Genomic DNA, 24395 nt, shown 5'->3' on the forward strand with positions numbered 1-24395 from the left:
AATCAGCCGTGCTTCCGGCTCAGCTCCCGCATGGCGTCGTCGAGCCCGTCGAGCGTGAGCGGGTACATCCGGTCGTTAACCAGCTGCTTCATCACCTTGGTCGACTGCGAATAGCCCCATTGCTGTTCGGGCACCGGGTTCAGCCACACGGTCGCGGGATACGTGTTCGTGACCCGCTGCATCCAGGTCGCCCCGGCTTCCTCGTTCATGTGCTCGACGCTGCCGCCCGGATGGGTAATTTCGTACGGGCTCATCGCCGCGTCGCCCACGAACACGATCTTGTAATCGTGACCGTACTTGTGGAGCACGTCCCAGGTCTTCGTCCGTTCCGCCCAGCGGCGGCGGTTGTCCTTCCACACGCCTTCGTAGAGGCAGTTGTGGAAATAGAAGAACTCGAGGTTCTTGAACTCCGCCGTGGCGGCGCTGAACAGCTCCTCGACGAGCTTGATGAACGGGTCCATCGATCCGCCCACGTCGAGGAAGAGCAGCAACTTGACCGCATTGCGCCGTTCGGGCCGCATGTGGATGTCGAGCCAGCCCTGCTTGGCCGTCCCCTCGATCGTCGCGTCGAGATCGAGCTGGTCGGCCGCCCCCTCGCGCGCAAACCGGCGCAGGCGGCGGAGCGCCATTTTGATGTTGCGGGTGCCCAGTTCGCGCGTGTTGTCGAGGTTCTTGAACTCGCGCTTTTCCCAGACCTTGAGTGCGCGCTTGTGTTTGCTCTCTCCACCGATCCGCACGCCCTCGGGATTGTAGCCGTCGTTGCCGTACGGGCTGGTGCCGCCGGTGCCGATCCACTTGTTGCCGCCTTCATGGCGCTTCTGTTGTTCCTCGAGCCGCTTCTTCAACGTCTCCATGATCTCGTCCCACGAGCCGAGGGACTTGATCTCGGCCATTTCCTCCTCGGTGAGGAACTTCTCGGCGACCGCCTTCAGCCAGTCGGCGGGGATGTCGACCTGCTGCTGGCCGTAGTCCGTCAGAACGCCCTTGAAGACCTTCTGGAAGACCTGGTCGAACCGGTCGATCAACCCTTCGTCCTTCACGAAGGTCGCCCGGCTGAGGTAGTAGAACGCTTCGGGCGTCTGTTCGATCACGTCCTGCTCGAGCGCCTCGAGCAGTGTGAGGTGTTCCTTGAAGCTGGCGGGAATGCCCGCCGCGCGCAGCTCGTCGACGAAGTTGAAGAACATGGAAACGGGCATACCCCGCATTGGACCCGCGCGCCAGCACCGCGCGGGCGAGATTGTCGGTCCCGGCTTTACAGTTCGCTAACCATGGACCCCGTATCGCCTTCCGGACGGCTTTTTGGAGGCCGGGGGGACACATGAAACTCAATTCGATCGACATCGCCGCCGGTCACGGCATCGACCGCATTTCCGCCAGCTGCGGCGAAGTCACCGTCGGTTGCACCGACGTGGCCGGCATCATCGAATCGGTGATGGTAAGCTCGGAAAAACTGCGGGCCGAACATTCGGCGCTGCAGGAAACCGTCTCCGCGCTAGAGAAGGACCAGATGCGCGTCGCACAGGCGAGCGACGAGGCGCGCCTGCTGTCCGAACGCGCAATCGAACGGCTGAGCGAGGGGTCGAGCCTGATCTCATCGTCGCTCGGCCAGATCACCGACCTGCTCGAACTCGTCGAGACGCTGACCCAGCACGTCACCGGCTTCGCCGCCGCGATGGCGCAGGTGCGTTCGAGCGCGCAGGAGATCGACCAGATCGCCGAGACGACCAATATCCTCGCCCTCAACGCCACGATCGAGGCGATGCGCGCGGGCGATGCGGGCCGGACCTTCGCGGTCGTGGCGAACGAGGTGAAAAGCCTCGCCAGCGATACCCGCCGCGCGACCGAGGAGATCGGGCGCACGATCGACACGCTGGGCAAGGAAGCCGACGAGGTCATCTCGAAAATCGAGAGCGGCGCGAAGTCGAGCGCGGAGGCCAAGCTGTCGGTCGGTCAGATCCAGCACACCATGCGCTCGGTCAACGAACTGATCGTCGAGGTCGACGGGCAGAACGACAGCATCACACGCGCCACCGCGACCATCAGCAACCATGTGCACGCGGTGCAGGACGTGCTCGAATCGTTCGACCGCGCGGCGATCGAGAACGAACATCGCCTGTCCGGTGCCCATGCCAAGATCGAGGACCTCGAACTCACCGCAAGCGCCATGTTCGACGAACTGGTGAAGGCCGGCCTCTCGCCCGCCGACAGCGCGATGGTGGACAAGGCGCAGAGCTACGCCCGCGAGATCGTCGCTCGTGCAGAAGAAGCGGTCGCCGCGGGCGAACTGACGGGCACCGACCTGTTCGACCAGTCGTATCGCGAAATCCCCGGCAGCAACCCGCCGCGGTTCAGGACCGGTCTCAGCGACTGGGCAGATCGCAACTGGCGGCCCGTCAACGACCGCGTCGTCGCGGAAGGCGGGCCGATCAAGATGTGCAGCCAGGCCGACATGAAGGGCTTCCTGCCCACCCACGTGTCGGACCGCAGCCGCCAGCCGACCGGCGACATCGCGCACGACACCAAGTATTGCCGCAACGGCCGCATCCTGTTCGATGCGATCGACCGCAAGGCCAAGACCAGCGACGCGCCCTACATGATGGCCGTCTATCGCCAGGAAGGCGACGGCCGGACTTACGAGATCGTTCGCAACGTCTATGTGCCGCTGGTCATCAACGGTCGGCGGTGGGGGGACTTCGAGCTCGCCTACGTCCTCTGACGAACCGCGCCTACTGGCGGCTCAGTCGCAGGCGGATGTGGTCGAACGTCGGGCCGTAGAGCTTGCTGTGGAACGCGACGCCCACGTAGCCGCCTTCCTGCCAGCGGATCGTCGCGGGGAAGGGGCCCAGCGTCTCGATCTTCAGGCTGATCTCGGCACCCGGCATCAGGCTGGAGAACTTGTCGTAGAACTTGGCTCCGCTCTCGGAAAGGTCCTTGATCGGCACGTCCCGCTTGCCGCCGTTCGGCGTGCGGTAATGCCCCCATACTTCTACGGAATGTCGTTCGCTTTCGCGATCCTGGACCATTGGTTCCTGCCTTTCGATGCAGGTTTGTTTGCGACTGCCGGCCTTATTCCAGATTGAGGCCGGCGCGAAAACCCCCCCGGACTTGTCCGTAAGCCCGGCGTAAACTAAAGGTTAACGCCTGTCAGGAGTCGTCGGGGAAGCGCTGGTGCGCGCAATCGCAGGATGTTTGTTCGTGATGACGGCCTGGTTTCCGCTCGCGAGCATGTCCGCGCCGCGCATCGAAGCCCAACCTGTCCTGCTGGAAGCCGCGCCCGTCGCGGCCGAACTTGACCTCCCTCCGCCGGCTCCGCCCGTCCCCACGGTGCAAGACATGATGGCGGACGGCGTGGTCATCGTGGTGAGCAAGCCGTCGCAGCGGATGTTCGTCTTCCGCGACGGCGAGCTGTGGAAGGAGAGCCCGGTTTCCACCGGCAAGAAGGGGCACACGACACCTTCGGGCGTGTTCGCGATCCTGCAGAAGCGGGTGAAGCACCGTTCCAACATCTACAGCAACGCGCCGATGCCGTTCATGCAGCGCCTGACGTGGAGCGGTATCGCGCTTCATGCCGGCCACCTGCCGGGGTACCCCGCCTCGCACGGCTGCATCCGCCTGCCGCGCGCGTTTGCCGCATCGCTCTACCAGCTGACGAAATTCGGTTCGACCGCCGTGATCGTGACCGACGCTCCGTTGATCCGCTCGTCCGCGGCCGCGACGCTGGCCGGTCTGGTCGATTCGCCCGTGCCAGACGACGGGACGTTGCCCGGGGCCGAACCCGTTCGCCTGGCGGCGGCCGCGATGGAACGGATGCCATCTGCGCTCGCAGCACAGGCCGCCGCGCCGGAGCGTGCCGGGCCGGTGCGGCGGGGCGGGGGGCAGACCATTCAGCTCGCCGCGGCGACGTCGCCGGGGGAGGCGACGGCGCACTGGAGCCGGCTCGTCCGGGCGCGGCCCGACCTGGCCGGTCTTGACCGCACGATCGAACCTGCGACCGTCAATTCGAAGCGGTACTACCGGTTGCGCGTGACCGCTCCGGGCGCGCATGCATTGTGCGGCACCCTCAAGCGATCCGGTATAGACTGCTTCGCGGTAAGCTAGCGGGTCAGTTCTGCCGCCGCGCCATGAAGGCGAGGCGTTCGAACAACATTACGTCCTGCTCGTTCTTAAGCAGCGCACCGTGCAGCGGCGGGATCGCCTTGGTCGGATCGCGGTCCTGCAGGACTTCCAGCGGCATGTCCTCGTTCAGCAGCAGTTTGAGCCAGTCGAGCAGCTCGCTGGTCGACGGCTTCTTCTTGAGGCCGGGCACGTCGCGGATTTCGTAGAAGACGTCCATCGCCTTGGTCACCAGCATCTTCTGGATGCCGGGATAGTGCACCTCGATAATCTCGCGCATCGTGTCGCGATCGGGGAACTTGATGTAGTGGAAGAAGCACCGGCGCAGGAAGGCGTCGGGCAATTCCTTTTCGTTGTTCGAAGTGATGACGACGATGGGCCGTTCGTTCGCGGCGATCGTCTCCTGCGTTTCGTAAACGTCGAACCGCATCCGGTCGAGTTCCTGCAGCAGGTCGTTCGGAAACTCGATGTCGGCCTTGTCGATCTCGTCGATCAGCAGCACGGGCAGCTGCTCGGAAGTGAACGCCTCCCACAGCTTGCCGCGCTTGATGTAGTTGCGGATGTCGTGGACCCGCTCCTCGCCGAGCTGTCCGTCGCGCAAACGGGCGACCGCGTCGTATTCGTAAAGGCCCTGGTGTGCCTTGGTGGTGGACTTCACGTTCCACTCGATGAGCGGCGCGCCGACCGCCTTCGCGATCTCGTAGGCGAGCACCGTCTTGCCGGTGCCCGGTTCGCCCTTCACCAGCAGCGGACGGCGCAGCGTCACCGCCGCGTTCACCGCGACCTTGAGGTCCTCGGTGGCGATGTAACTGCTGGTGCCCTCGAACCGATCGACCATACCCGTTTCTCCAAACAACTTGACGCTTGCGTAAGCGGGCCGGCTGGCAAGGGCAAGTGCGGGCGCGCGTTTGCCAGCCCTGGCGCCGAATTTCGGCGCATGTGCGGGCGCCGAATTCGGCAGTTACGGCGGTTCGGGCGCCGCCGGCCCGCCGAACCTCAGGCGTCGATCATCTCGCGGTCGAATTCGCCGGCGTTGTTCTGGATGAAGTTGAACCGGTTTTCCGGATTGCGGCCCATCAGCTGGTCGACCAGTTCGCGGATCGCGTGGCGCTGTTCGTGTTCGGCCGGCAGGGTGATCCGGATGAGGCTGCGGCTGGCAGGTGCCATCGTGGTTTCGCGCAGCTGCTGCGGGTTCATTTCGCCGAGCCCCTTGAAGCGCGAGACCTCGACCTTCTTCCCCTTGAACACGGTGGCCTCCAGCTCGGCGCGGTGGGCGTCGTCGCGAGCGTATGCACTCTCCTTCCCGGCGGTGAGGCGGTAAAGCGGGGGTTGGGCGAGATAGAGCGCACCCTGCCGCACGACGTCGGGCATTTCCTGGAAGAAGAACGTCATCAGCAGCGTCGCGATATGCGCGCCGTCGACATCGGCGTCGGTCATGATGACGATGCGGTCGTAGCGCAACTGGTCGGCGTTGCAGTCCTTCCGCGTGCCGCAGCCCAATGCGAGGGTGAGATCGGCGATTTCCGAATTGGCGCGAATCTTGTCGGCGCTGGCGCTGGCGACGTTAAGGATCTTGCCGCGGATCGGCAGGATCGCCTGCGTCTTGCGGTCGCGTGCCTGCTTGGCGCTGCCGCCGGCGCTGTCGCCTTCGACGATGAACAGTTCGGTCTCGCCGTCGCCTTCGCCGGTGCAGTCGGTCAGCTTGCCGGGAAGCCGCAGCTTCTTGGCGTTGGTCGCGGTCTTGCGCTTGACCTCGCGTTCGGCCTTCCGGCGCAGGCGCTCGTCCATCCGCTCCATGACCGAGGCGAGGAGGGCGCGGCCGCGCTCCATGTTGTCGGAGAGAAAATGGTCGAAGTGATCGCGCACCGCGTTCTCGACCAGTCGCGCGGCTTCGGGCGAGGTGAGCCGGTCCTTGGTCTGCGACTGGAATTGCGGATCGCGGATGAAGACGCTGAGCATCACTTCCGCGCCGGTCATCACGTCGTCGGCCGAGATGTCCTTGGCCTTCTTCGCGCCGGTCAGCTCGGCGAAGGCGCGCAAGCCCTTGGTGAGCGCGGCGCGCAGGCCCTGTTCATGCGTGCCGCCGTCGGGGGTGGGCACGGTGTTGCAGTACCAGCTGAACGACCCGTCGGACCACAGCGGCCAAGCGATCGCCCATTCGACCCGGCCACCCTCGTCCGGAAAGTCCTGCCGCCCGGCGAATGGCTGGCTGGTGACGCACTCGCGCCCGGCGACCTGTTCGGCCAGGTGATCGGCTAGGCCGCCGGGGAATTGGAACGTCGCCTCGGCCGGCACGTCGTCCGCGGCGAGCGAGGGTGCGCATTTCCAGCGGATTTCGACCCCGGCGTAGAGATACGCCTTCGACCGGGCGAGCTTGAACAGGCGCTTCGCGCTGAACAGCCGGTCGCCGAAGATTTCCGCGTCGGGGTGGAAGGAGACGGTCGTGCCCCGCCGGTTCGGCGTGCCGCCCAGCTTCTGGATCGATCCGGTCGGCGCGCCTTTTGAGAATTCCTGCGCGAAAAGCTCGCGGTTGCGGGCGACCTCGACCCGGGTGTGGTCGCTGAGCGCATTGACCACGCTGACGCCCACACCGTGGAGGCCGCCGCTGGTGGCGTAGGCCTTGCCCGAGAACTTGCCGCCCGAATGGAGCGTTGTGAGGATCACCTCCAGCGTGGACTTGCCGGGAAACTTGGGGTGCTCGCCCACCGGAATGCCGCGCCCGTTGTCGCTGATGGTGAGGACGTTGCCTTCGCCGAGTTCCACCTCGATACGGTTGGCGTGGCCGGCCACCGCTTCGTCCATCGCATTGTCGAGAACTTCGGCGGCGAGGTGGTGCAGCGCGCGGTCGTCGGTCCCGCCGATGTACATGCCCGGCCGCCGGCGGACGGGCTCGAGCCCCTCCAGCACCTCGATCGAGGAGGCGTCGTAATCGCCGCTGGTGGCGGGCGGATTGGCGAACAGGTCGTCGTCGGGCATCGGGCGGGGTATATGCCGCGGCTTCGCGGCCCTTCAAGCCGGGGGGCGAGTTATCGTCAGTCGTCGAACGTGGCTGGCGCGGGATCGACGATCACCACGCGGCCGTCGCGCACCTCGCGCACTTCCATCGCCCGTTCGACCACGCCGCTGCGGCCGAAGCGGAACGCGCCGTCGAGGCCGAGGAAGCCGCCTTCGTCGCGCAGCTTCGACACCGGGAAGTTGCGCCCCGGTCGCCAGTCGCGCGCGATGCGCAGCGCCAGCAGAACGGCATCGTAGCCGAGCGTGGAGACCCGATAGGGCTGCGCGCCGAAGCGGCCCTTGTAGCTGTCGGAGAACCGCTTGAACCGCCCGTCGGGTATCGCCGAGAACCATGCGCCGCGAAGGGCGGGGGCGCGGGTAATCTCGCCTTCCCCACTCCACAGCTCGGTGCCGAGGATCTTGAGCGGACCGGTGCCGCGCGGGCGCAGGACGTTTGCCGCCTGGACCGCGAGGCGCGAACTGTCGGCGACGAGCACGGTGTCGAAGCCGCCGCGCTGCTGGAGCCGGGTCGCCGAACTGACGATCGAGGTGTTGCCGCGTGCATACGTCTCGATCCCCGCCACCGCGCCGCCGGACCGCGCGACCGCCGCCCGGAAGGCCGCCGCCGCCCGCTGGCCGTATTCGCCTTCGGGCACGATGGCGGCGAAGCGGGCGCCGCCGTTGCGCCGGGCGAAGCCGACGGTGCGATCGATCGACTGTTCGGGCGCCTGTCCGATCACGAAGACGTCCGGGCCGGCGACGGCGCTGTCGTTGGAGAACGTGATCAGCGGGACGCCGGCGGGGCGGGCGGCGGCGAGCACGGCGGGTACGTCGTCCGACAGCAGGGGGCCGAGGATCAGCTTGTTGCCTTCGGCCACCGCGCGCTGCGCCGCGCCGCGCGCGCCGCCGGCCGTGTCGTAGGTGGTGATGCGCAGGTTGTCGGCGTTGGTATCGAGCAGCGCCATCGTGGTGGCGTTGGCGATCGACTGGCCGACCGCGCCGTTGCCGCCCGACATCGGCACCAGCAGCGCGACGCGGTGGCGGTCGGTGTCGGTCGGCAGGGGCTGCACGACGGGGCCGGGCGTGGGGGTGGGCACCGGCGGGGGAGCCGTGGGCGCGCCGCCGCCCGGAATGATCTTGCACCCCGCCAGCAGCATCGCGCCGCCCAGTGCCACGACCGTCCGCCGGTCGAACCGGTTCCTATTCATGCTTGCCGCTCCCCGCGATACTCGTCCATGAGGCGCGCCGTGTCCCACCAACCGCCAGCGCCGCTTCTTCCGGGACTCTATATAGTCGCGACCCCGATTGGCAATCTCGGGGACATAACCGTTCGCGCGGCCGACGTGCTGCGCGCCTGCGACGGCGTGGCATGCGAGGATACGCGGGTCACCGGCAAGCTGATGCGGCACCTCGGCGCGTCGAAGCCGCTGTGGCGGTACGACGATCACGCCAGCGAGCGCGACCGGGCGCGGCTGGTCGAATCGATGCATACCCGCGCGGTGGCGCTGGTGAGCGATGCGGGCACGCCGCTGGTCTCCGACCCCGGATACCGCCTCGTGCGCGAGGCCCGGGCCGCGGGGATACCGGTCACGACCCTGCCCGGGCCGTGCGCGGCGCTCGCCGGCCTCACGCTCTCGGGCCTGCCCAACGACCGGTTCCTGTTCGCGGGCTTCCTGCCGGTGAAGGACAAGGCGCGCTCCGACATGCTGGCCGATCTTGCGCGGGTGCCCGCAACGCTCGTGTTCTACGAGACCGCACCCCGCCTGACGAAGGCGCTGGCGGCCATCGGGCGCGTGCTGCCGGGCCGCGAGGTGGCGGTCGCGCGCGAGCTGACCAAGCTGCACGAGGAGTGCCGCACCGGCTCCGTGGCGGACCTCGCCGACCATTACGCCGCACATCCGCCGAAGGGCGAAATCGTCCTGCTGGTGTCGCCGCCCGTGGAGCGCGAGGAAAGCGTCGATGCCGACGCGATGCTGCGCGAGGCGCTGGCGGACCAGAAGCCGTCGCAAGCCGCGGCGCAGGTGGCCAGGGCGACCGGGCTCGACCGCAAGGCGCTTTACGCACGCGCGCTCGAACTGCGCGGCGAATGAAGCGCCAGCGCGCGGAACGCGAAGGGCGCAAGGGTGAGCTCGCCGCCGAGCTTTTCCTGCGCGCCAAGGGCTGGTCGATCGTCGACCGCCGCCGCAAGACCCCGGTGGGCGAAATCGACCTCGTTGCCCGGCGCGCCGGCACGGTCGCCTTCATCGAGGTGAAGTGGCGGCGCAAGGCGGACGATCTCGACTTCGCGATCGACGAATACCGCCTGCGCCGCGTCGCCGCGGCAGCCGAAGCGGTCGCGCACGAGTACGCGCGGGAGGGGGAGGACCTGCGGGTGGACGTCGTCCTGCTTGCGCCGGGGCGCCTGCCGCATCACATCGTCAACGCCTGGCAGCCATGACCTTCGGTAGGCTCAGGATGATCGGAGAATGACATGACCTTGCGCGTCGCGGTCCAGATGGACCCGCTTGAAAGCATCAACATCGCCGGAGACTCCAGCTTCGCGCTGATGCTGGGCGCGCAGGAACGCGGGCACGAGGTGTTCCACTACGACGTCGGCAGCCTGACGCTGGACGCCGACGACCGCCTGATCGCCCACGCCCGTCCCGTGACGGTCCAGCGGGTTGCGGGCGATCACTTCTCTGCGGGCGAAAGCCGCCGGATCGACCTGGGGCGGGACATCGACGTCGTGCTGATGCGGCAGGATCCGCCGTTCGACATGGGCTACATCACCGCCACCCACCTGCTCGAGCGGATCGAGGGCGAGACGCTGGTCGTCAACAATCCCCGCAGCGTCCGCAACGCACCCGAAAAGGTGATGGTGCTCGACTACCGCGCGTTCATGCCGCCGACGCTGGTGACGCGCTCGGTCGAGGAAGTGCGCGCCTTCCAGCGGCAGCACGGTGCGGTGGTGGTGAAGCCGATCCACGGCAACGGCGGCAAGGCGATCTTCCGCGTGCCGGCGGACGGCGACAACCTGTCGGCCCTGTTCGAGGTGTTCAACCAGACCTGGCCCGAACCGCACATGGTCCAGCCCTTCCTTCCCGAGGTGGCCGAAGGCGACAAGCGCATCGTGCTGGTCGATGGCGAAGTGACCGGCGCGATCAACCGCAAGCCGGGGGAGGGGGAGTTTCGCTCGAACCTGGCCGTCGGCGGCAGCGCGGAGTCGACCCAGCTCTCGCCGCGGGAGCAGGAAATCTGCGCCGCGATGGGTCCGCGGCTGAAGGAATTGGGCCTGATCTTCGTCGGCATCGACGTGATCGGGGGCAAGTGGCTGACCGAGATCAACGTCACCAGCCCGACCGGGATCGTGAAGATCGACGAATTCAACGGGACCGATACCCCGGGCCTGATCTGGGACGCGATCGAAGGCCGGCTGGCATAGAAAAAGGGCGCGGACCCTGCGATCCGCGCCCCTTTTTCTTCGGTCGGCGAGAAGCCTCAGGCTTCGTCGGCGGCTCCGCTGCGCTCTTCGAGCAGGTCGGCCGGGATTTCACCGGGCTCCAGCGTCGGGTCGACGGCTTCGGTAAAGCCTTCGCTCTCGGCGCGGTCGTCTTCGGCCATGCGGCCGATCACGTCGACGCCCTGACGCTGCAGTTCGGCTTCGTCGTCCGAGCGGGCGACGTTCGCCTTCACCGTCACCTGCACCTCGGGGTGCAGCGCGATGGTGACGTCGTGGATGCCGAGCGTCTTGATGGGGTGGCCCATCACGACCTGCCGCTTGTCGACCGAGTGGCCGGCGGCTTCGAGACCCTGCACGACATCGCGCACGTTGACCGAGCCGTAGAGCTGGCCGGCGTTCGACGACTGGCGGATGAGGACGATTTCGGTCCCGTCGAGCTTGCCGCCCGCGGTCTCGGCATCGCCGCGACGTTCCGCGTTTTCCTTCTCCAGCCGCTCGCGGTTGGATTCGTAGACCTTGCGGTTCGCGTCGTTGGCGCGGAGCGCCTTCTTCTGCGGCAACAGGAAGTTGCGCGCGTAGCCGTCCTTGACGGTCACGACGTCTCCCATGGCGCCCAGGTTCGCGACGCGTTCGAGGAGGATGATGTCCATCGGTATTCTCCTCTTACTTCACGATGTAGGGCAGGAGGCCGATCTGGCGCGCGCGCTTGATCGCGGTGGCCAGCTCGCGCTGCTTCTTGCCGGAAACGGCGGTGATGCGGCTCGGGACGATCTTGCCGCGTTCGGACATGAAGCCCTGCAGCAGGCGCACGTCCTTGTAATCGATCTTCGGCGCGTTCTTGCCCGAGAACGGGCAGGACTTGCGGCGGCGGAAAAACGGGCGGGCCATCAGTCGCGCTCCTCGCGGTCACGGCGCGACTTGCGGTCGCGGTCGCCCTTGCGCATCATCACGCTCGGGCCTTCCTCGTGCTCGTCGACGCGCACGGTCATGTAACGGATCACGTCTTCGTTGATCCGGGTCTGGCGCTCCAGCTCGGCAACGACTTCGCCCGGACCGTCGATGTTCAAGAGCACGAAGTGCGCCTTGCGGTTGCGGTCGATCTTGTAGGCGAGGTTCTTGAGACCCCAGGTCTCGGTCTTGGTCACCTTGCCGTCGAGCTTCTCGACGATCTCGGTGGCCGTCGCGGCCAGTGCATCGACCTGAGCCTGGCTCAGGTCTTGGCGCGCAAGGAAAACGTGCTCGTAGAGAGCCATATCTCACGTCCTTCGGTTGTGCCGATCGCTGGCTTGTCCGTCCGGATGACGGGGCCCCTCCGGCTTTCTTCGTTTCCCCGGCCGAAGCCAGCGAAGGCGCGCACATAGCGCCGCCGGCGGCAAAAGCAAGGCTTGTGCGGCCGCGCGGCGGCGGGCAGGGCGGCGCACCCATCAAGGAGAATGCGATGCCCGGCGGACTGGTTGCCCTGCTCGACGACATTTCGGTCATCGCCCGCGTCGCGGCGGCTTCGATCGACGATGTCGGCGTCGCGGCCGGCAAGGCGGGGACGAAGGCGGCGGGCGTGGTGATCGACGATGCGGCGGTGACCCCGTCCTACGTCACCGGGCTCGATCCGTCGCGCGAGCTGCCGATCATCTGGCGCATCACGCTGGGCAGCCTCAAGAACAAGCTGCTGCTCCTGTTGCCGGGCGCGCTGCTCTTGAGCTGGCTCCTGCCGCAGGCGATCACCTACATCCTCATGCTCGGCGGCAGCTATCTGGCGTTCGAAGGGGCCGAAAAGGTCATCGAGAAGCTCGGCGGCGAGAAGCACGGCAAGACGCTGGACGACGCGATCAAGGACCCGGCGGCATTCGAGAAACAGCGAATCGCCGGCGCGATCCGCACCGACCTCATCCTGTCGGCGGAGATCATGGCGATCTCCTTGAACGAGATCGCGACGATCACCGACAGCTTCGTGACGCGCGCCGCCGCGCTGGCTGCGGTAGGCATTGCCATCACGGTGATCGTCTACGGCGCGGTCGCGCTGATCGTGAAGATGGACGACGTGGGCCTGCACCTGACGGGACGTGCGTCGGGCGCGGCGCAGGCCACCGGGCGTTTCCTGCTAAGGGCAATGCCGGTGCTTCTCGTCGCGCTGTCGTTCATCGGGACGATCGCCATGCTTTGGGTCGGCGGCGGCATCGTGCTTCACGGACTGGAGGAGATCGGCCTCCACGCCCCGGCCGACATCGCCCACGGCATCCAACACGCGGTGGAGGAGGCGACCGGCCCCGCCAGCGGCATATTCGGCTGGCTGACCTATGCGACCATCTCGGCAATCTTCGGCCTCCTCCTGGGCTTCGTCATCGTGTTCGTGATGCACAAGGTGCTGCGCATCGGACACGGCGCGGGCGAGCACGCCGAAGCGCACTGATCCCCGGCGTCCAGGGCCCCGGCGCTCAGGGCCCCGGCGTTCAGGTCCCGACGGTCAGGAAAGCCGCGCGAACAGTTCTTTCGCGAATTCGGTCAGGGTGTCGTCGCGCGCGCCCATGACCACGATCCGGTCGCCGGGCCGCGCCAGCGAGACCAGCCGGTCGGCCACCGCCTTGCGGTTGGGAATGTAGTCGGCGCGGCCGCCGGCTCCCTCGATCAGGCGGACGACCCGCTCGGCCCCATCGCTGCGATCGACGGTCCCGCCGAAATAGACCGGATCGCACAGGATCGTGCGGTCGTCGGCATCGAGTTCGCGGGCGAAGGTCTCGGCCAGTTCGTCGCCCATCTGGCGCAAGGGCCCGAACCCGTGCGGCTGGAAGAAGGCAAGCACGCGGCCCGGCGTCTGCTTGAGGGTGCGCAGGGTCGCGGCGCATTTTTCGGGGTTGTGCCCGAAATCGTCGATCACGGTGACGAGCGCATGGGTGGTGCCGATCACGTCGAACCGGCGCGCCAGGCCGGCAAAGCGGGCGAGGGCGGCGACCGCTTGCCCGACCGGAACGCCGGCCGCGCGGGCGCCGGCGATCGCGGCGAGCGCGTTCGACAGGTTGTGCCGCCCCGGCATCTTCAGCTCGAGCGGATGGGTGTCCCCGCTCGCCGTCTCCACCACGGTTGCCGAGAGCCCCGCGGCGGTGTGCGCGACCGAGCCCTCTGCGATCGTGAGGTCGGCAACCGGGCTGTCGATGCCGAACGTGACCGCGCCGAGACCGGCCGCCAGCGCGGCGCTTTCGGCATCGTCGACGTTCACCACGCGTTGCGCCGAAGCGGCGAGATAGTCGCCGAACAGCCCGCGCAGTTCCTCCAGGCTCTTGTGATCGAGGCTGACGTTGAGAAGCACCCCCACGGTCGGCCGGTAGAGCGCGATCGAGCCATCGCTCTCGTCGACCTCGCTGACGTACGTGCCGCCGTCGCCCACCTGCGCGCTGGCATAGGGGTTATCGGCGGTGACGAAGTTCTTCATCACCGCCCCGTTCATGATGGTCGGCGCGCGGCCCGCCTCGTGGAGTATCCAGCCGAGCATGGCGGTGACGGTGGACTTGCCGCTGGTGCCGGCGACCGCGATCCGCTCGTCCGCCCGGTTGAACAGCGCCGCGTTGAGGTCGGCGCGCGACATCCGCCGGCAGCCCAGGTCCTTCGCCCGCGCGATCTCGGGCACGCTGTCTTCCACCGCCGCGCTGGCGACGAGTACCTGCTCGGGCGAGGTCACGCCGCTGCCGTCCTGCGGGAACAGCGCGATGCCGCGACTTTCCAGCCAGTCGAACTTCTCGGGCGTGCGGCCCTGGTCGTTGCTGCGGTCGGAGCCGGCGACCGTGCCGCCCATGCCGTGGACGATCTGCGCCAGCGGCAGCATCCCCGATCCCCCGATGCCGCAGAAGAACCAGGGGCGGGCGGCGGGGTCGGGGCTTTCGTGCATCCGGCGGGTGCTAGGGAAGGAGTGGCCAATTGTGAAGCCGGTGCTAGAGCCCGATGCCATGCTCCGCATCGCCATTTGCGCCCCCGGCAAGCCCATCCTCCGCGACCGCGCGGCGGCGGTGGAGGCGCTGGCCGCGGAGGAATTCCCCGACGTGGACCTGCGTTTCCACCCGCAATGCTTCGCCGAAGCCGGTCATTTCGCGGGCGACGACGCCACCCGGCTGGCCGCCTTCCTCGATTGCGCGAACGACCCGGCGGTGGACGCGGTGTGGTTCGCGATGGGCGGCTACGGCGCCAACCGGATCGCGCGCGAGGCCGTGGCGAGGCTGGGGGAGGCGGCGCGCGGCAAGACGTTCCTCGGGTATTCGGACACGGGCACCCTCCTCGGCGCGCTCTATCGCAGCGGGATGGGCCGCCCCGTCCACGGTCCGCTGGCGGGCGATGTGCGGCGCGACGGCGGCGCCGATGCGGTGCGGCGCGTGCTGCACTACCTCTCGGATGGCCGAACGGGGCTGGAGCCGTCGATTGGCGGCCGTCCGGTGGCGGCGTTCAACCTGATGACGCTGGCGATGCTCGTCGGCACCGAATTCATGCCGGACCTCGCGGGCCATGTCGTGATGGTCGAGGAAGTGGCCGAGCACCTTTATGCCGTCGACCGGCTGATGTTCCACGTCACCGAGAACCTGCGGGGCATCGCGGGCCTGCGGATGGGCCGGGTAAGCGCGGTGCCCGACAACGACCGCCCCTTCGGCGCCGACGAGGTCGCCATCGCGCGGTACTGGTGCGAGCGGACCGGCATCCCCTACCTCGGCCGCGCCGACATCGGCCACGACGCGGCCAACAAGATCGTCCCCTTCGGTCTTGCGGGGCACGCCGCCGCGACCTAGGCGCGGCGCCTGACAAGGAGAGGTACATGAGAGCGTTCGTTTTCCCGGGGCAGGGCAGCCAGAAGGTCGGCATGGGCGTGGAACTCGCCGCCGCCAGCCCCGCGGCCCGCGAAGTGTTCGAGGAAGTCGACGACGCGCTGGGGCAGAAGCTGAGCGCGATCATGGCCGAAGGGCCCGACGACCAGCTTACCCTCACCGAGAACGCGCAGCCGGCGATCATGGCGCACGCCATCGCGGTGCTGCGGGTGCTGGAAAAGGAAGGCGGCATCGTGCTGACCGGCGCGGCCGACTGCGTCGCGGGCCACAGCCTAGGCGAATACACCGCCCTGTGCGCGGCGGGCGCCTTCTCGCTCGCCGATACGGCGCGGCTCCTGAAACTGCGCGGGCAGGCGATGCAGGCGGCGGTGCCGGTGGGCGTGGGCGCGATGTGCGCCCTGATCGGGGCGGACCTCGAGAAGGCGCAGACGCTCGCCGATGCTGCGGCCGAGGGTCAGGTCTGCCAGGTCGCCAACGACAACGATCCGACGCAGGTCGTGCTGTCGGGCCACCGCGAGGCGATCGAGCGGGCGATCGGCATGGTCAAGGACCACGGTATCAAGCGCGGCGTGCTGCTGCCGGTATCGGCCCCGTTCCACTGCGACCTGATGCAGCCCGCCGCCGACGCGATGGCCGAGGCGCTGGAGAAGACGCCGCCCCGCGCCTTCCGCCTGCCGCTCTATGCCAACGTCACCGCCGCGGCGATGGAGGATCCGGCGCAAGAGCAGCGCTTGCTGGTCGAACAGGTCTGCGGCCGCGTTCGTTGGCGCGAAAGCGTGCTCGCCATGCGGGCGGCGGGCGTGGAGCATTTCGTCGAACTTGGCGGCAAGGTTCTGGGCCCTATGATCGGCCGGATCGACAGCGAGACAAAGGTGACGAGCGTGATCTCGATGGACGACATCGAGGCGCTGGCGAAGGAGATCGGCTGATGTTCAACCTCGAGGGAATGACCGCGCTCGTGACCGGCGCGAGCGGCGGAATCGGATCGGCGATCGCCACGTCGCTCGCACGCCAGGGCGCTCGCATCGCGCTGTCCGGCTCCAACGGCGAGAAGCTGCGCGTGTTTCGCGAACAGCTCAATTCCGAGATCGGCGGCGACCATGTCGAGATCACCTGCAACCTGTCCGATACCGCACAGGTGGAGGAGCTGGTGCCCGCGACGGTCGACACGCTCGGCAAGCTCGACATCCTCGTCAACAACGCCGGGGTCACCCGCGACAACCTCGCCATGCGGATGAAGGACGAGGAGTGGGACGCGGTGATGAAGATCAACCTCGAGGCGGCGTTCCGCCTCATGCGCGCCGCCGCCCGCCCGATGATGAAGGCGCGCTCCGGCCGGATCGTCACGATCACCAGCGTGGTCGGCACCACCGGCAACCCCGGCCAGATGAACTACGCCGCGGCGAAGGCGGGGCTCGTCGGCATGTCGAAGAGCCTGGCGCAGGAACTCGCCAGCCGCGGGGTTACCGTGAACTGCGTCGCGCCCGGCTTCATCCGCACCGCGATGACCGAGGTGCTGCCGGATGCGCAGAAGGACGCGCTCAACGCGCGCATCCCGATGGGCCGGATGGGGGAGGGCGAGGAGATCGGCGCCGCGGTCGCCTATCTCGCGTCGAAGGAGGCGAGCTACGTCACCGGGCAAACGCTGCACGTCAACGGCGGCATGGCGATGATCTGATTGCCCCCGGGGTTATCCCCAAGGAATCGGGTGCGGGCGGGCTTCGTCCTTGCCCAGCATGGCCCCGCCGCTAAGGATAATTCATGTTTTCCGGCGCTCGCCAGCGATTCCGGTCCCGGAATCGCAAGGGTGGGGCGAGAGGGGTGAAAGTAAGGACCGATGAAGGCCACGATCGAACGCGCCACGCTGCTGCGGTGCCTGTCCCACGTGCAGTCGGTGGTTGAGCGCCGCAACACCATTCCGATCCTGTCGAACGTGCTGATCGATGCCGGCGACGGCGGCACGGTGAAGGTGATGGCGACCGACCTCGACCTGCAGGTGGTCGAGAACATGGCCGCCGCCAGCGTGGAGAGCCCGGGCGCGGTGACCGTTTCGGCGCACCTCCTGTTCGACATCGCGCGCAAGCTGCCCGACGGTAGCCAGGTCAGCCTGGAAACCGCCGACAACCGCATGACGGTAAAGGCCGGGCGCAGTCGCTTCTCGCTGCCCACACTGCCGCGCGACGACTTCCCCGTCATCGTGGAAGGCGACCTGCCTACGAGCTTCGAGATTCCGGCCAAGACCCTGTCGGAAATCATAGCGCGCACCCGCTTCGCGATCTCGACCGAGGAAACGCGGTACTACCTCAACGGCATCTTCTTCCACGTTTCGGACGAGGATCAGCCGGTGCTGAAGGCCGCGGCGACCGACGGCCACCGTCTCGCCCGCTTCACCATCCCCCGGCCCGACGGCGCGGAAGGGATGCCCGACGTGATCGTGCCGCGAAAGGCGATCCAGGAACTCGCCAAGCTGCTGGAAGAAGCGCAGGACGCCAACGTCCAGGTCGACCTGTCGGCCAGCAAGATCCGCTTCACGCTGGGCGGCGAGGGCGGGGTGGTGCTGACCAGCAAGCTGATCGACGGCACCTTCCCCGATTACAGCCGGGTGATCCCCACCGGCAACGACAAGCTGCTGAAGCTCGACCCGCGTTCGTTCTACGAAGGCGTAGACCGCGTCGCGACGATCGCCACCGAGAAGACCCGCGCGGTCAAGATGGGCCTGGAAAACGACAAGGTCACGCTGTCGGTCACCAGCCCCGACAACGGCACCGCGGCCGAGGAAGTCCCCGCCGACTACCGCGCCGACGGGATGGAGATCGGCTTCAACGCCAACTACCTCAAGGACATCCTCCACCAGATCGAAGGCGATACGGTGGAGCTCCACCTCGCCGACCCCGGCGCGCCCACGCTGATCCGGCAGGACGACAAGAGCCAGGCGCTCTACGTGCTGATGCCGATGCGGGTGTAAACGCGGGCCTGCGCCCGCTTACGAGGAGAGGGCCATGCCACGTATCGTCGAAGTCGACCGGACCAATCTTGGTCAGTCGCGCATCGTCGAACGCGATGCCGCGCCGCTTGCCGAGAGCGAGGTGCGGCTGCGGGTCGACAGCTTCTCGGTCACCGCGAACAACGTCACGTACGCCGTCGCCGGCGACGCGTTCCGGTACTGGGATTTCTTCCCGGCATCGGACGGCTACGGCGTGGTGCCGATGTGGGGGCACGCGACGATCGCGCAGAGCAACCATTCCGACCTCGCGGTGGGCGAGCGCGTCTACGGTTATCTGCCAATGGGCGAGGAACTGGTGGTGCAACTGGCCGGGGTGACCCCCGCCGGATTTTCCGACGGCGCTGCGCACCGCCAGCCGATGAGCCCGTTCTACAACCAGTACGCGCGGCTGGCGAACGATCCCGAACACGATCCTGCGCGCGAGGCCGAGCGGATGCTGTTCGGGCCGCTGTTCAAGACCGGGTTCCTCATCGAATCGTTCATGCGCGGGGAGGGCTGGTTCGGCGCGCAGCAGGCGGTCCTCACCTCCGCCTCGTCGAAGACCGCGATGGCTCTGGCGAGCGTGATGCGCGCGAAATCGCCGGGCATCCGCCGCATCGGGCTGACATCGGCAAGCAATGCCGAGTTCGTGCGCAGCGGCGGGTTCTTCGATGCGGTGCTGGCCTACGATGCAATCGCCGATGTCCCGGCGCAGCCGTCGGTCTCGGTCGATTTCGCCGGAAACGCCCCTGTCCTCCACACCATCCACACACATCTCCGAGATGCCTTGCGCTATTCCTGCACGGTGGGGGCGACGCACGTGGGGCAGGGCTTCGGCGGACCCCAGCGCGACATTCCGGGCCCGAACCCGACGCTGTTCTTCGCACCGACCCACGCGATGGAAGCGATCAAGAAGGTCGGCGCGAAGGCTTTCGGGCAGGACGTGGCCGAAAGCTGGCGCACCTTCGTCGGCGAAGCGGCGGGTGCCTTGCGGATCGACGAGCGCCGTGGGCTCGAGGCCGCGCGCGACGCCTTCGCCGACACGCTCGGCGGCCGGGCCGATCCCGCCGTCGGGATTATCGTGAAGCCCTAGATCGCGATCGAAATCTTGCCGAAGTGCTTGCCGCCGATCTGGTGGCGGAACGCATCGGCGAGGTCGGCAAGGTCGAAGGTGTCGCTGATGACGGGGCGGATGCCGTTCGCTTCGCACGCGGCGATCATGTCGCGCTGCATTGCGCGGCTGCCCACCGTCAGTCCCTGCACCTTCAAGTTGCGGCTGAACAATAGCGCGGTGCTGACCGGCGCCGATACGCCCGTGAGCACGCCGATCATCGCCACGTGCCCGCCGATGCGGGTCGCCAGCATCGACTGGTCGAGCGAACCCGCGCCGCCGATTTCGACCACGGTATCGACCCCCCGCCCGCCGGTCAGCTTGAGCGCTTCCGGCCCCCAGGCCTCGATCTCGCGGTAGTTGATCGTCTCGTCCGCGCCCATTGCGCGCAGGCGCCCGATCTTCTCGTTCGAGGAACTGGTCGCGATGACGCGCGCGCCGGCGGCCTTGGCGAACTGAAGCGCGAATATGGAGACGCCGCCGGTGCCCTGCACCAGCACGGTATCGCCGGGCTTCGTCTGCGTGTCGACGAACAGCGCGCGCCACGCGGTGAGGCCGGCGCAGGTGAGGGTGGCCGCCTCGGCATGGCTCCATCCCGCGGGCGCCCGGGTGAAGGCGTGAGCGGGCATCGTCACGGTTTCGCGCGCGAACCCGTCGATCCCGTCGCCCGGCACGCCGCCGAAGCTGGCGGGCGGGGGGCCTTCGCTCCAGTCGGGGAAGAACGTGCTGACCACTGCGTCGCCGACCGCGAATTCGGTGACGCCTGGGCCTACCGCGGTCACCTCGCCCGCGCCGTCGGACATCGGGATCCGGCCCTGCGGGGCGGGAATCATGCCGGCGACGACCGCATAGTCGTGGAAGTTGAGGCTGCTCGCGCGCACCCGCACGCTGATCTCGCCGGGACCGGGCGCGAATGCGTCTGGCAGGTCGGACAGGGTCAGCGCATCGAGGGTGGAGGGGGCGGCGCCGGTGCGGATCGCCCTCATTCGGCGGCCTCCAGCATGTCGGCCCGTTGCGGTCCGCGGATGAGGCCGCCGGGAGTCTCGCCGGTCCATTCGCCCTCGCGGAAGGTCACGACGCCGTTCTTGATCGTGGCGACGTAGCCTTCGGCCTTCTGCAGCAGGCGCTTGCCGCCCGCGGGCAGGTCGAACGCCAGCCACGGCTTGCCGAGCCTGAGCCGGTCCATGTCGATCACGTTGAGATCGGCGAGATAGCCGGGCGCGATCACCCCGCGATCTTCGAGGCCGTAGAGCCGGGCGGTGTCGAGGCACTGGCGCTTGACCGCGTGTTCCAAACCGATGCGGTTGCCGCGCTTCCGGTCGCGCACCCAGTGCTGGAGCATGAAGGTGGGGCTCGCCGCGTCGCAGATCGTGCCGCAATGCGCGCCGCCGTCGCTCAACGAGTTCACCGTGTCGTCGGCCGCTTGCAGTTCCTCGAGGAAATCGAGGTTGCCGTCGGCGTAGTTGAGCAGCGGCAGGTAGATGAAGCCCTTGCCCTCGTCGCGGCAGAGGAGGTCGTAGGCGTACTCCTCCGGGCTCACGCCCGCCGCCGCGGCGCGGGTCATGATGCTGGCGTCGGCCTGCGGTTCGTAATCGAAGTCGGGGCCCATCTCGAACTGCATGGTCCAGCCGCCGCAGACGACCATGATGAGGCCCATTATGTCCTGGTTGACCTCGGAAAAGTCGTGCTCTTCGGCCAGCAGCTTCGCCTTGAAGCCAGGGTCGAACAGCTTTGCTTTCTGCTCCTCCCGCCCAAGCTCGGCGATCTCCTTCCAGCTCGGTTTCAAGCGGAAGGGGTGGACGGTGCCCTGCCACGCCATCACGATGCCGTTGCCCCGCAGCGCGATCTGGGCAACGATGTTGGCGCCGTTGTCGTTCTCCGCGCGCATCGTGGCGATCTGTTCTTCCAGCGGAAGTTCCTTGGCGATCGACTGCAACGCGGCGTAAGTGACGGGTAGGCCGGTCTCGCGGCTGATCTGGCCCATCCAGCCGAACTCGTTCCATTCGCGCATCATGTCGCTCGCCATCTCGAACACGCCGTGCCCGGCGCGGCCCATCGCGCGGCCGATCTCGACGAGTTCTTCCGCGGTGGCGGTCGTGCCGGGCACCACCTCGCCGTCCACCGAACGGTGAAGCACGGTGCGGCTGGTCGAGAAGCCGAGTGCGCCTGCGCGCACCCCCTCCTCGACGATGGCGGCCATCTTCGCGATGTCGTCTTCGGTCGGGATCGCGCCGGGGCGTTCGCGGTCGCCGAGCACGTAGGCGCGCACCGCGCCGTGCGGCACGTGGGTGCCGACATCGACCGTGCGCGGCAGTTCCTCCAGCGCGTCGAGGTATTCGGGGAAAGTCTCCCAGTTCCATTTCATGCCTTCCGCGAGTGCGGTGCCGGGAATGTCCTCCACCCCTTCCATCAGGCTGATGAGCCATTCGTGCCGTTCGGGCGCGGCGGGCGCGAAGCCGACGCCGCAGTTGCCCATCACCACGGTCGTCACGCCGTGCCAGCTCGACGGGGCCATCTCTTGGTCCCACGTCGCCTGCCCGTCGTAGTGGGTGTGGATGTCGACGAAGCCGGGGGTGACGATCATGCCGGCGGCGTCGATTTCCTCCGCGGCGTTGCCGGACACTGCGCCGACCTGCGCGATCAGGCCGTCCTTCACTGCGACGTCGCCGGTGAAACCGGGCCGTCCGGTGCCGTCGACGATTGTGCCGCCGCGGATGATCAGGTCGTATGTGGGCATGGCGATGCTCCTCTCTCCGGAAGAGAAGGTCTCACATCGCAACCGGTGTGTCGAGTCCGTCAGCCGCGGGCGCGGATCATGCTCTCGATGTCGACGAACTTCTCGCGCGGGGCACCGTCGCGAGCGGCGCGGTTCTCGGCGTCCTCGATCTTCTTCCAGTCGCGGAAGGTGACGACGTCCAGCCCCCGCTCGGCGGCAAGCCGGTCGAAACCCGCGCGGCCTTCCTTCGCGCCGCCCCCGATCGCACCGCTGGCGATATCCTCGGCGATGCGCTCGACGATGCCCTGTCCGTCGGGGCGGTTCGTGCCGATGGTGCCGGTAGGCCCGCGCTTGGCCCAGCCGACCGCGTAGAGGCCGGGCAGGATGCGCCCCTCGTCGTTGGCGAAGCGGCCCATCCGTTCGTCGAACGGCACGCCGGGTATCGGCGAACTGCGATAGCCGATGCAGGCGACGACGATGTCGGCGGGGATCACGTACGTTTCGCCCGTTCCGATGGCGCGGCCGGCCTCGACCCGGGTGCGCTCGACCTCGACACCGGTCACCCGGTCCTCGCCGATCAGGCGGACGGGGCTGGCGAACATGTCGAAGTCGATCTCGATCGCCTTGTCCGCGCGCTCGCTCTCGGGGATCGCAGCGAAGCTGCGCAAGTGCCCGACCGACTTGCGCAGGCCCGGCTCGAGCATCGCGTCATCGGCCGCGGCGGGCAGGTCGGCGGGGTCCACGCGGGGGCTCGCGCGCTCGAGGTGCATGAGCTCGCCCAGTTCCTTCGGCGTCATCATGATCTGGTGCGGCCCGCGGCGGCCGACGATGGTGACGGTGTGCACGTGCGAGGCGCCCAGCGCATCGAGCGCGTGGGCCACGATATCGCTGCTCGCGAATTCGGCTTCGGTCTTGGACAGGATGCGCGCGACGTCGAGCGCGACGTTGCCCATGCCGATCACCGCCGCGGATGCGCCCGACAGGTCGGGATCGAGCCCGGCGAACTGCGGGTGCCCGTTGTACCAGCCGACGAACGCCGCGCTGCCGAAGACGTTGGCGAGATGTTCGCCCGGAATGCCGAGCGGCCTGTCGTGCGGCGCGCCGGTGGCGAACACGACCGCGTCGTAGAGCTGCTGCAGCTCCCCGACCGAGACGTCGGTGCCCACCGTCACGTTGCCGACGAAGCGGACGTTCTCGCTGAGCGCGGTCGTCTCGTAGCGGCGGCTCACCCCCTTGATCGACTGGTGATCGGGCGCGACGCCGGTGCGGATGAGGCCGTAGGGCACGGGCAGGGTGTCGAACACGTCCACCCGGATATCGTCGCCCCACAGCTTCTGCGCGGCTTCCGCCGTGTAATACCCCGCGGGCCCCGAGCCGACGATCGCGAGGTGGCAGGTCATGCGGCTTGTCTGGCCTCCTCGTCGCGGTCGAGGAAGGCGCGGATCGCGCTCACCGACTGTTCGCGGTGGCTGAGGAGGAACAGGTGCCCGCCGCCTTCGAAGATCTCGAGCTCACTGCCCGGGATGAGCGTGTTCAGGAGCTTGCCGTTCGCCAGCGGCACGATCCTGTCCGCGTCGCCCATCATGATCATGGTCGGCGCCTTCAGGAAGGGCAGGGCGGGCGCGCTCGTCCAGCCGAGCATGGCGAGAAGCTGGTACATGTAGCCGCGCGTGGACGGCGGCTTCAGCCGGGCCATGTGCGCCGCGCGGTCGGGCGACTTGCCGAGACCGCCGCCGTAGAGCGTGGTGAAGTGCTTCTGCATGAAGGCCGCGTCGACGAAGCGGCGCGGGTTGGCCATCTTGCTAAGCGCGGCCGGGGTGCCGGGGATCATCACCATTCCCGCGCTGGTCGCGCACAGGATCAGCTTGCGCACCCGGCCGGCGTGCTGGAGCGCGAAGTGCTGCGCCATCGCGCCGCCCCAGCTCACCCCCATCACGTCGACCTGTTCGAGGCCGAGTTCGTCGAGCAGCCTGGCGCTCGTCCAGGCCATCGTGAACGGATTGTAGGGCACGGCCGGTTCGGGCGACCCGCCGATGCCGGGCATGTCGAAGATCACGAATCCGCGATCGGGCAGCGCCTCGGTCAGCGGGGCGACGGCCTCGATATTGGTGCCGATGCCGTTGAAGAACAGCAGCGGCAGATGGTCGGACGGCATGTCGAGCCGCCATGTCGCCACGCGCAGCACACGGCCGCCCACGGTCATCATGCGGACGGATGCGGTCTTCATGGGATCGGTCAAA

The 24395-nt window shown here is 67.9% G+C and carries 24 protein-coding genes; 11 read left to right on the top strand and 13 right to left on the bottom strand.

Annotated elements, in window-relative coordinates:
- Positions 1-2: 2 nt before the first annotated feature.
- Complete coding sequence (locus D4766_RS12860; protein WP_120717806.1) at positions 3-1184, bottom strand: vWA domain-containing protein; 1182 nt, start codon at positions 1182-1184, stop codon at positions 3-5.
- A gap of 134 nt (positions 1185-1318) precedes the next feature.
- On the opposite strand from D4766_RS12860, the gene D4766_RS12865 reads away from it, so the two are divergent.
- On the top strand, positions 1319-2716 hold the full coding sequence (locus tag D4766_RS12865; protein ID WP_120717807.1) for a methyl-accepting chemotaxis protein: 1398 nt from the start codon (positions 1319-1321) through the stop codon (positions 2714-2716).
- Between the two features lie 10 nt (positions 2717-2726).
- Here the strand turns inward: D4766_RS12865 and D4766_RS12870 are convergent, their stop codons facing one another.
- A complete protein-coding gene (locus tag D4766_RS12870) occupies positions 2727-3023 on the bottom strand; it encodes a PilZ domain-containing protein (RefSeq protein WP_120717808.1) in 297 nt (98 codons plus the stop codon).
- 175 nt (positions 3024-3198) lie between these two features.
- Here D4766_RS12870 and D4766_RS12875 point away from each other — a divergent pair, with 175 nt between their 5' ends.
- Entirely contained in the window at positions 3199-4098 is a 900-nt protein-coding gene (locus D4766_RS12875; protein WP_120717809.1) for a L,D-transpeptidase family protein, read from the top strand.
- Between the two features lie 4 nt (positions 4099-4102).
- Here the strand turns inward: D4766_RS12875 and D4766_RS12880 are convergent, their stop codons facing one another.
- The 3 genes from D4766_RS12880 to D4766_RS12890 all read right to left on the bottom strand — a co-directional run bounded on the left by D4766_RS12880 (position 4103) and on the right by D4766_RS12890 (position 8315).
- Positions 4103-4951: an AAA family ATPase gene (locus D4766_RS12880; protein WP_120717810.1), complete on the bottom strand. Its 849-nt coding sequence runs from the start codon at positions 4949-4951 to the stop codon at positions 4103-4105.
- 158 nt (positions 4952-5109) lie between these two features.
- Positions 5110-7089 (bottom strand): DNA topoisomerase IV subunit B, encoded by a 1980-nt coding sequence (gene parE / locus D4766_RS12885; RefSeq protein ID WP_120717811.1) that lies wholly within the window; start codon positions 7087-7089, stop codon positions 5110-5112.
- Positions 7090-7145: 56 nt separating this feature from the next.
- A complete protein-coding gene (locus D4766_RS12890; RefSeq protein ID WP_120717812.1) occupies positions 7146-8315 on the bottom strand; it encodes a penicillin-binding protein activator in 1170 nt (389 codons plus the stop codon).
- A gap of 39 nt (positions 8316-8354) precedes the next feature.
- Here D4766_RS12890 and rsmI point away from each other — a divergent pair, with 39 nt between their 5' ends.
- Genes rsmI through gshB form a run of 3 tightly spaced genes read left to right on the top strand, consistent with a single transcriptional unit; the run spans position 8355 to position 10528 of the window.
- On the top strand, positions 8355-9197 hold the full coding sequence (gene rsmI, locus D4766_RS12895; protein WP_234024814.1) for a 16S rRNA (cytidine(1402)-2'-O)-methyltransferase: 843 nt from the start codon (positions 8355-8357) through the stop codon (positions 9195-9197).
- On the top strand, positions 9194-9544 hold the full coding sequence (locus D4766_RS12900; protein WP_120717814.1) for a YraN family protein: 351 nt from the start codon (positions 9194-9196) through the stop codon (positions 9542-9544). The genes rsmI and D4766_RS12900 overlap by 4 nt, the downstream gene beginning before the upstream one ends.
- 33 nt (positions 9545-9577) lie before the next feature.
- Positions 9578-10528 (top strand): glutathione synthase, encoded by a 951-nt coding sequence (gshB, locus tag D4766_RS12905; RefSeq protein WP_120717815.1) that lies wholly within the window; start codon positions 9578-9580, stop codon positions 10526-10528.
- 56 nt (positions 10529-10584) lie between these two features.
- Here gshB and rplI read toward each other — a convergent pair whose 3' ends face one another.
- From rplI to rpsF, 3 genes are read right to left on the bottom strand one after another with little or no spacing between them, the layout of a single operon-like run.
- Complete coding sequence (gene rplI, locus D4766_RS12910) at positions 10585-11196, bottom strand: 50S ribosomal protein L9 (RefSeq protein WP_120717816.1); 612 nt, start codon at positions 11194-11196, stop codon at positions 10585-10587.
- A gap of 13 nt (positions 11197-11209) precedes the next feature.
- On the bottom strand, positions 11210-11434 hold the full coding sequence (gene rpsR / locus D4766_RS12915) for a 30S ribosomal protein S18 (RefSeq protein ID WP_057882872.1): 225 nt from the start codon (positions 11432-11434) through the stop codon (positions 11210-11212).
- A complete protein-coding gene (rpsF, locus tag D4766_RS12920) occupies positions 11434-11799 on the bottom strand; it encodes a 30S ribosomal protein S6 (protein WP_120717817.1) in 366 nt (121 codons plus the stop codon). The genes rpsR and rpsF overlap by 1 nt, the downstream gene beginning before the upstream one ends.
- A 185-nt stretch (positions 11800-11984) precedes the next feature.
- Here rpsF and D4766_RS12925 point away from each other — a divergent pair, with 185 nt between their 5' ends.
- The gene (locus tag D4766_RS12925) at positions 11985-12953 is read left to right on the top strand and encodes a DUF808 domain-containing protein (protein ID WP_120718235.1); all 969 of its coding nucleotides are present in this window, start codon (positions 11985-11987) and stop codon (positions 12951-12953) included.
- A 54-nt stretch (positions 12954-13007) separates the two neighbouring features.
- Here the strand turns inward: D4766_RS12925 and D4766_RS12930 are convergent, their stop codons facing one another.
- A complete protein-coding gene (locus D4766_RS12930) occupies positions 13008-14423 on the bottom strand; it encodes a glutamate ligase domain-containing protein (RefSeq protein ID WP_120717818.1) in 1416 nt (471 codons plus the stop codon).
- 58 nt (positions 14424-14481) lie between these two features.
- Here D4766_RS12930 and D4766_RS12935 point away from each other — a divergent pair, with 58 nt between their 5' ends.
- The 5 genes from D4766_RS12935 (at position 14482) to D4766_RS12955 (ending at position 19421) form a co-directional block, all read left to right on the top strand.
- Positions 14482-15309 carry an LD-carboxypeptidase gene (locus D4766_RS12935; RefSeq protein WP_120717819.1) on the top strand — a complete coding sequence of 276 codons (828 nt, stop codon included), beginning with the start codon at positions 14482-14484 and terminating at the stop codon, positions 15307-15309.
- A 26-nt stretch (positions 15310-15335) separates the two neighbouring features.
- Positions 15336-16274: an ACP S-malonyltransferase gene (gene fabD / locus D4766_RS12940; protein ID WP_120717820.1), complete on the top strand. Its 939-nt coding sequence runs from the start codon at positions 15336-15338 to the stop codon at positions 16272-16274.
- A complete protein-coding gene (fabG, locus tag D4766_RS12945) occupies positions 16274-17023 on the top strand; it encodes a 3-oxoacyl-[acyl-carrier-protein] reductase (protein ID WP_120717821.1) in 750 nt (249 codons plus the stop codon). Before fabD ends, fabG begins: the two co-directional genes overlap by 1 nt.
- A 159-nt stretch (positions 17024-17182) precedes the next feature.
- Positions 17183-18310: a DNA polymerase III subunit beta gene (gene dnaN / locus D4766_RS12950; protein WP_120717822.1), complete on the top strand. Its 1128-nt coding sequence runs from the start codon at positions 17183-17185 to the stop codon at positions 18308-18310.
- A 34-nt stretch (positions 18311-18344) separates the two neighbouring features.
- Positions 18345-19421, top strand: a complete 1077-nt coding sequence (locus D4766_RS12955; protein ID WP_120717823.1) for a DUF2855 family protein — start codon at positions 18345-18347, stop codon at positions 19419-19421.
- Here D4766_RS12955 and D4766_RS12960 read toward each other — a convergent pair.
- The 4 genes from D4766_RS12960 to D4766_RS12975 are packed head-to-tail and all read right to left on the bottom strand — an operon-like array spanning position 19418 to position 24394.
- Entirely contained in the window at positions 19418-20425 is a 1008-nt protein-coding gene (locus tag D4766_RS12960; protein ID WP_120717824.1) for a zinc-dependent alcohol dehydrogenase family protein, read from the bottom strand. The two genes, D4766_RS12955 and D4766_RS12960, sit on opposite strands and share 4 nt — an antisense overlap.
- Positions 20422-22176, bottom strand: coding sequence for an N-acyl-D-amino-acid deacylase family protein (locus D4766_RS12965; protein ID WP_120717825.1), 1755 nt, complete (start codon positions 22174-22176; stop codon positions 20422-20424). Before D4766_RS12965 ends, D4766_RS12960 begins: the two co-directional genes overlap by 4 nt.
- Before the next feature lie 59 nt (positions 22177-22235).
- Complete coding sequence (locus D4766_RS12970; RefSeq protein WP_120717826.1) at positions 22236-23555, bottom strand: FAD-dependent oxidoreductase; 1320 nt, start codon at positions 23553-23555, stop codon at positions 22236-22238.
- The gene (locus D4766_RS12975) at positions 23552-24394 is read right to left on the bottom strand and encodes an alpha/beta fold hydrolase (RefSeq protein WP_234024815.1); all 843 of its coding nucleotides are present in this window, start codon (positions 24392-24394) and stop codon (positions 23552-23554) included. The genes D4766_RS12970 and D4766_RS12975 overlap by 4 nt, the downstream gene beginning before the upstream one ends.
- Between the last annotated feature and the right edge of the window lies 1 nt (position 24395).

The organism is Tsuneonella amylolytica (genome assembly GCF_003626915.1).
Taxonomy (GTDB): Bacteria; Pseudomonadota; Alphaproteobacteria; order Sphingomonadales; family Sphingomonadaceae; genus Tsuneonella; species Tsuneonella amylolytica.

Coding starts and splice junctions, on each gene's coding strand:
- D4766_RS12865 (WP_120717807.1), top strand. CDS start 1,319: ATGAAACTCAATTCGATCGACATCGCCGCCGGTCACGGCATCGACCGC.
- D4766_RS12870 (WP_120717808.1), bottom strand. CDS start 3,023: ATGGTCCAGGATCGCGAAAGCGAACGACATTCCGTAGAAGTATGGGGG.
- rpsF (WP_120717817.1), bottom strand. CDS start 11,799: ATGGCTCTCTACGAGCACGTTTTCCTTGCGCGCCAAGACCTGAGCCAG.
- D4766_RS12935 (WP_120717819.1), top strand. CDS start 14,482: ATGCTCCGCATCGCCATTTGCGCCCCCGGCAAGCCCATCCTCCGCGAC.
- fabG (WP_120717821.1), top strand. CDS start 16,274: ATGTTCAACCTCGAGGGAATGACCGCGCTCGTGACCGGCGCGAGCGGC.
- D4766_RS12970 (WP_120717826.1), bottom strand. CDS start 23,555: ATGACCTGCCACCTCGCGATCGTCGGCTCGGGGCCCGCGGGGTATTAC.
- D4766_RS12860 (WP_120717806.1), bottom strand. CDS start 1,184: ATGTTCTTCAACTTCGTCGACGAGCTGCGCGCGGCGGGCATTCCCGCC.
- D4766_RS12875 (WP_120717809.1), top strand. CDS start 3,199: ATGACGGCCTGGTTTCCGCTCGCGAGCATGTCCGCGCCGCGCATCGAA.
- fabD (WP_120717820.1), top strand. CDS start 15,336: ATGAGAGCGTTCGTTTTCCCGGGGCAGGGCAGCCAGAAGGTCGGCATG.
- parE (WP_120717811.1), bottom strand. CDS start 7,089: ATGCCCGACGACGACCTGTTCGCCAATCCGCCCGCCACCAGCGGCGAT.
- D4766_RS12960 (WP_120717824.1), bottom strand. CDS start 20,425: ATGAGGGCGATCCGCACCGGCGCCGCCCCCTCCACCCTCGATGCGCTG.
- D4766_RS12925 (WP_120718235.1), top strand. CDS start 11,985: ATGCCCGGCGGACTGGTTGCCCTGCTCGACGACATTTCGGTCATCGCC.
- rpsR (WP_057882872.1), bottom strand. CDS start 11,434: ATGGCCCGCCCGTTTTTCCGCCGCCGCAAGTCCTGCCCGTTCTCGGGC.
- D4766_RS12930 (WP_120717818.1), bottom strand. CDS start 14,423: ATGCACGAAAGCCCCGACCCCGCCGCCCGCCCCTGGTTCTTCTGCGGC.
- dnaN (WP_120717822.1), top strand. CDS start 17,183: ATGAAGGCCACGATCGAACGCGCCACGCTGCTGCGGTGCCTGTCCCAC.
- D4766_RS12955 (WP_120717823.1), top strand. CDS start 18,345: ATGCCACGTATCGTCGAAGTCGACCGGACCAATCTTGGTCAGTCGCGC.
- D4766_RS12880 (WP_120717810.1), bottom strand. CDS start 4,951: ATGGTCGATCGGTTCGAGGGCACCAGCAGTTACATCGCCACCGAGGAC.
- D4766_RS12900 (WP_120717814.1), top strand. CDS start 9,194: ATGAAGCGCCAGCGCGCGGAACGCGAAGGGCGCAAGGGTGAGCTCGCC.
- D4766_RS12890 (WP_120717812.1), bottom strand. CDS start 8,315: ATGAATAGGAACCGGTTCGACCGGCGGACGGTCGTGGCACTGGGCGGC.
- gshB (WP_120717815.1), top strand. CDS start 9,578: ATGACCTTGCGCGTCGCGGTCCAGATGGACCCGCTTGAAAGCATCAAC.
- rplI (WP_120717816.1), bottom strand. CDS start 11,196: ATGGACATCATCCTCCTCGAACGCGTCGCGAACCTGGGCGCCATGGGA.
- D4766_RS12965 (WP_120717825.1), bottom strand. CDS start 22,176: ATGCCCACATACGACCTGATCATCCGCGGCGGCACAATCGTCGACGGC.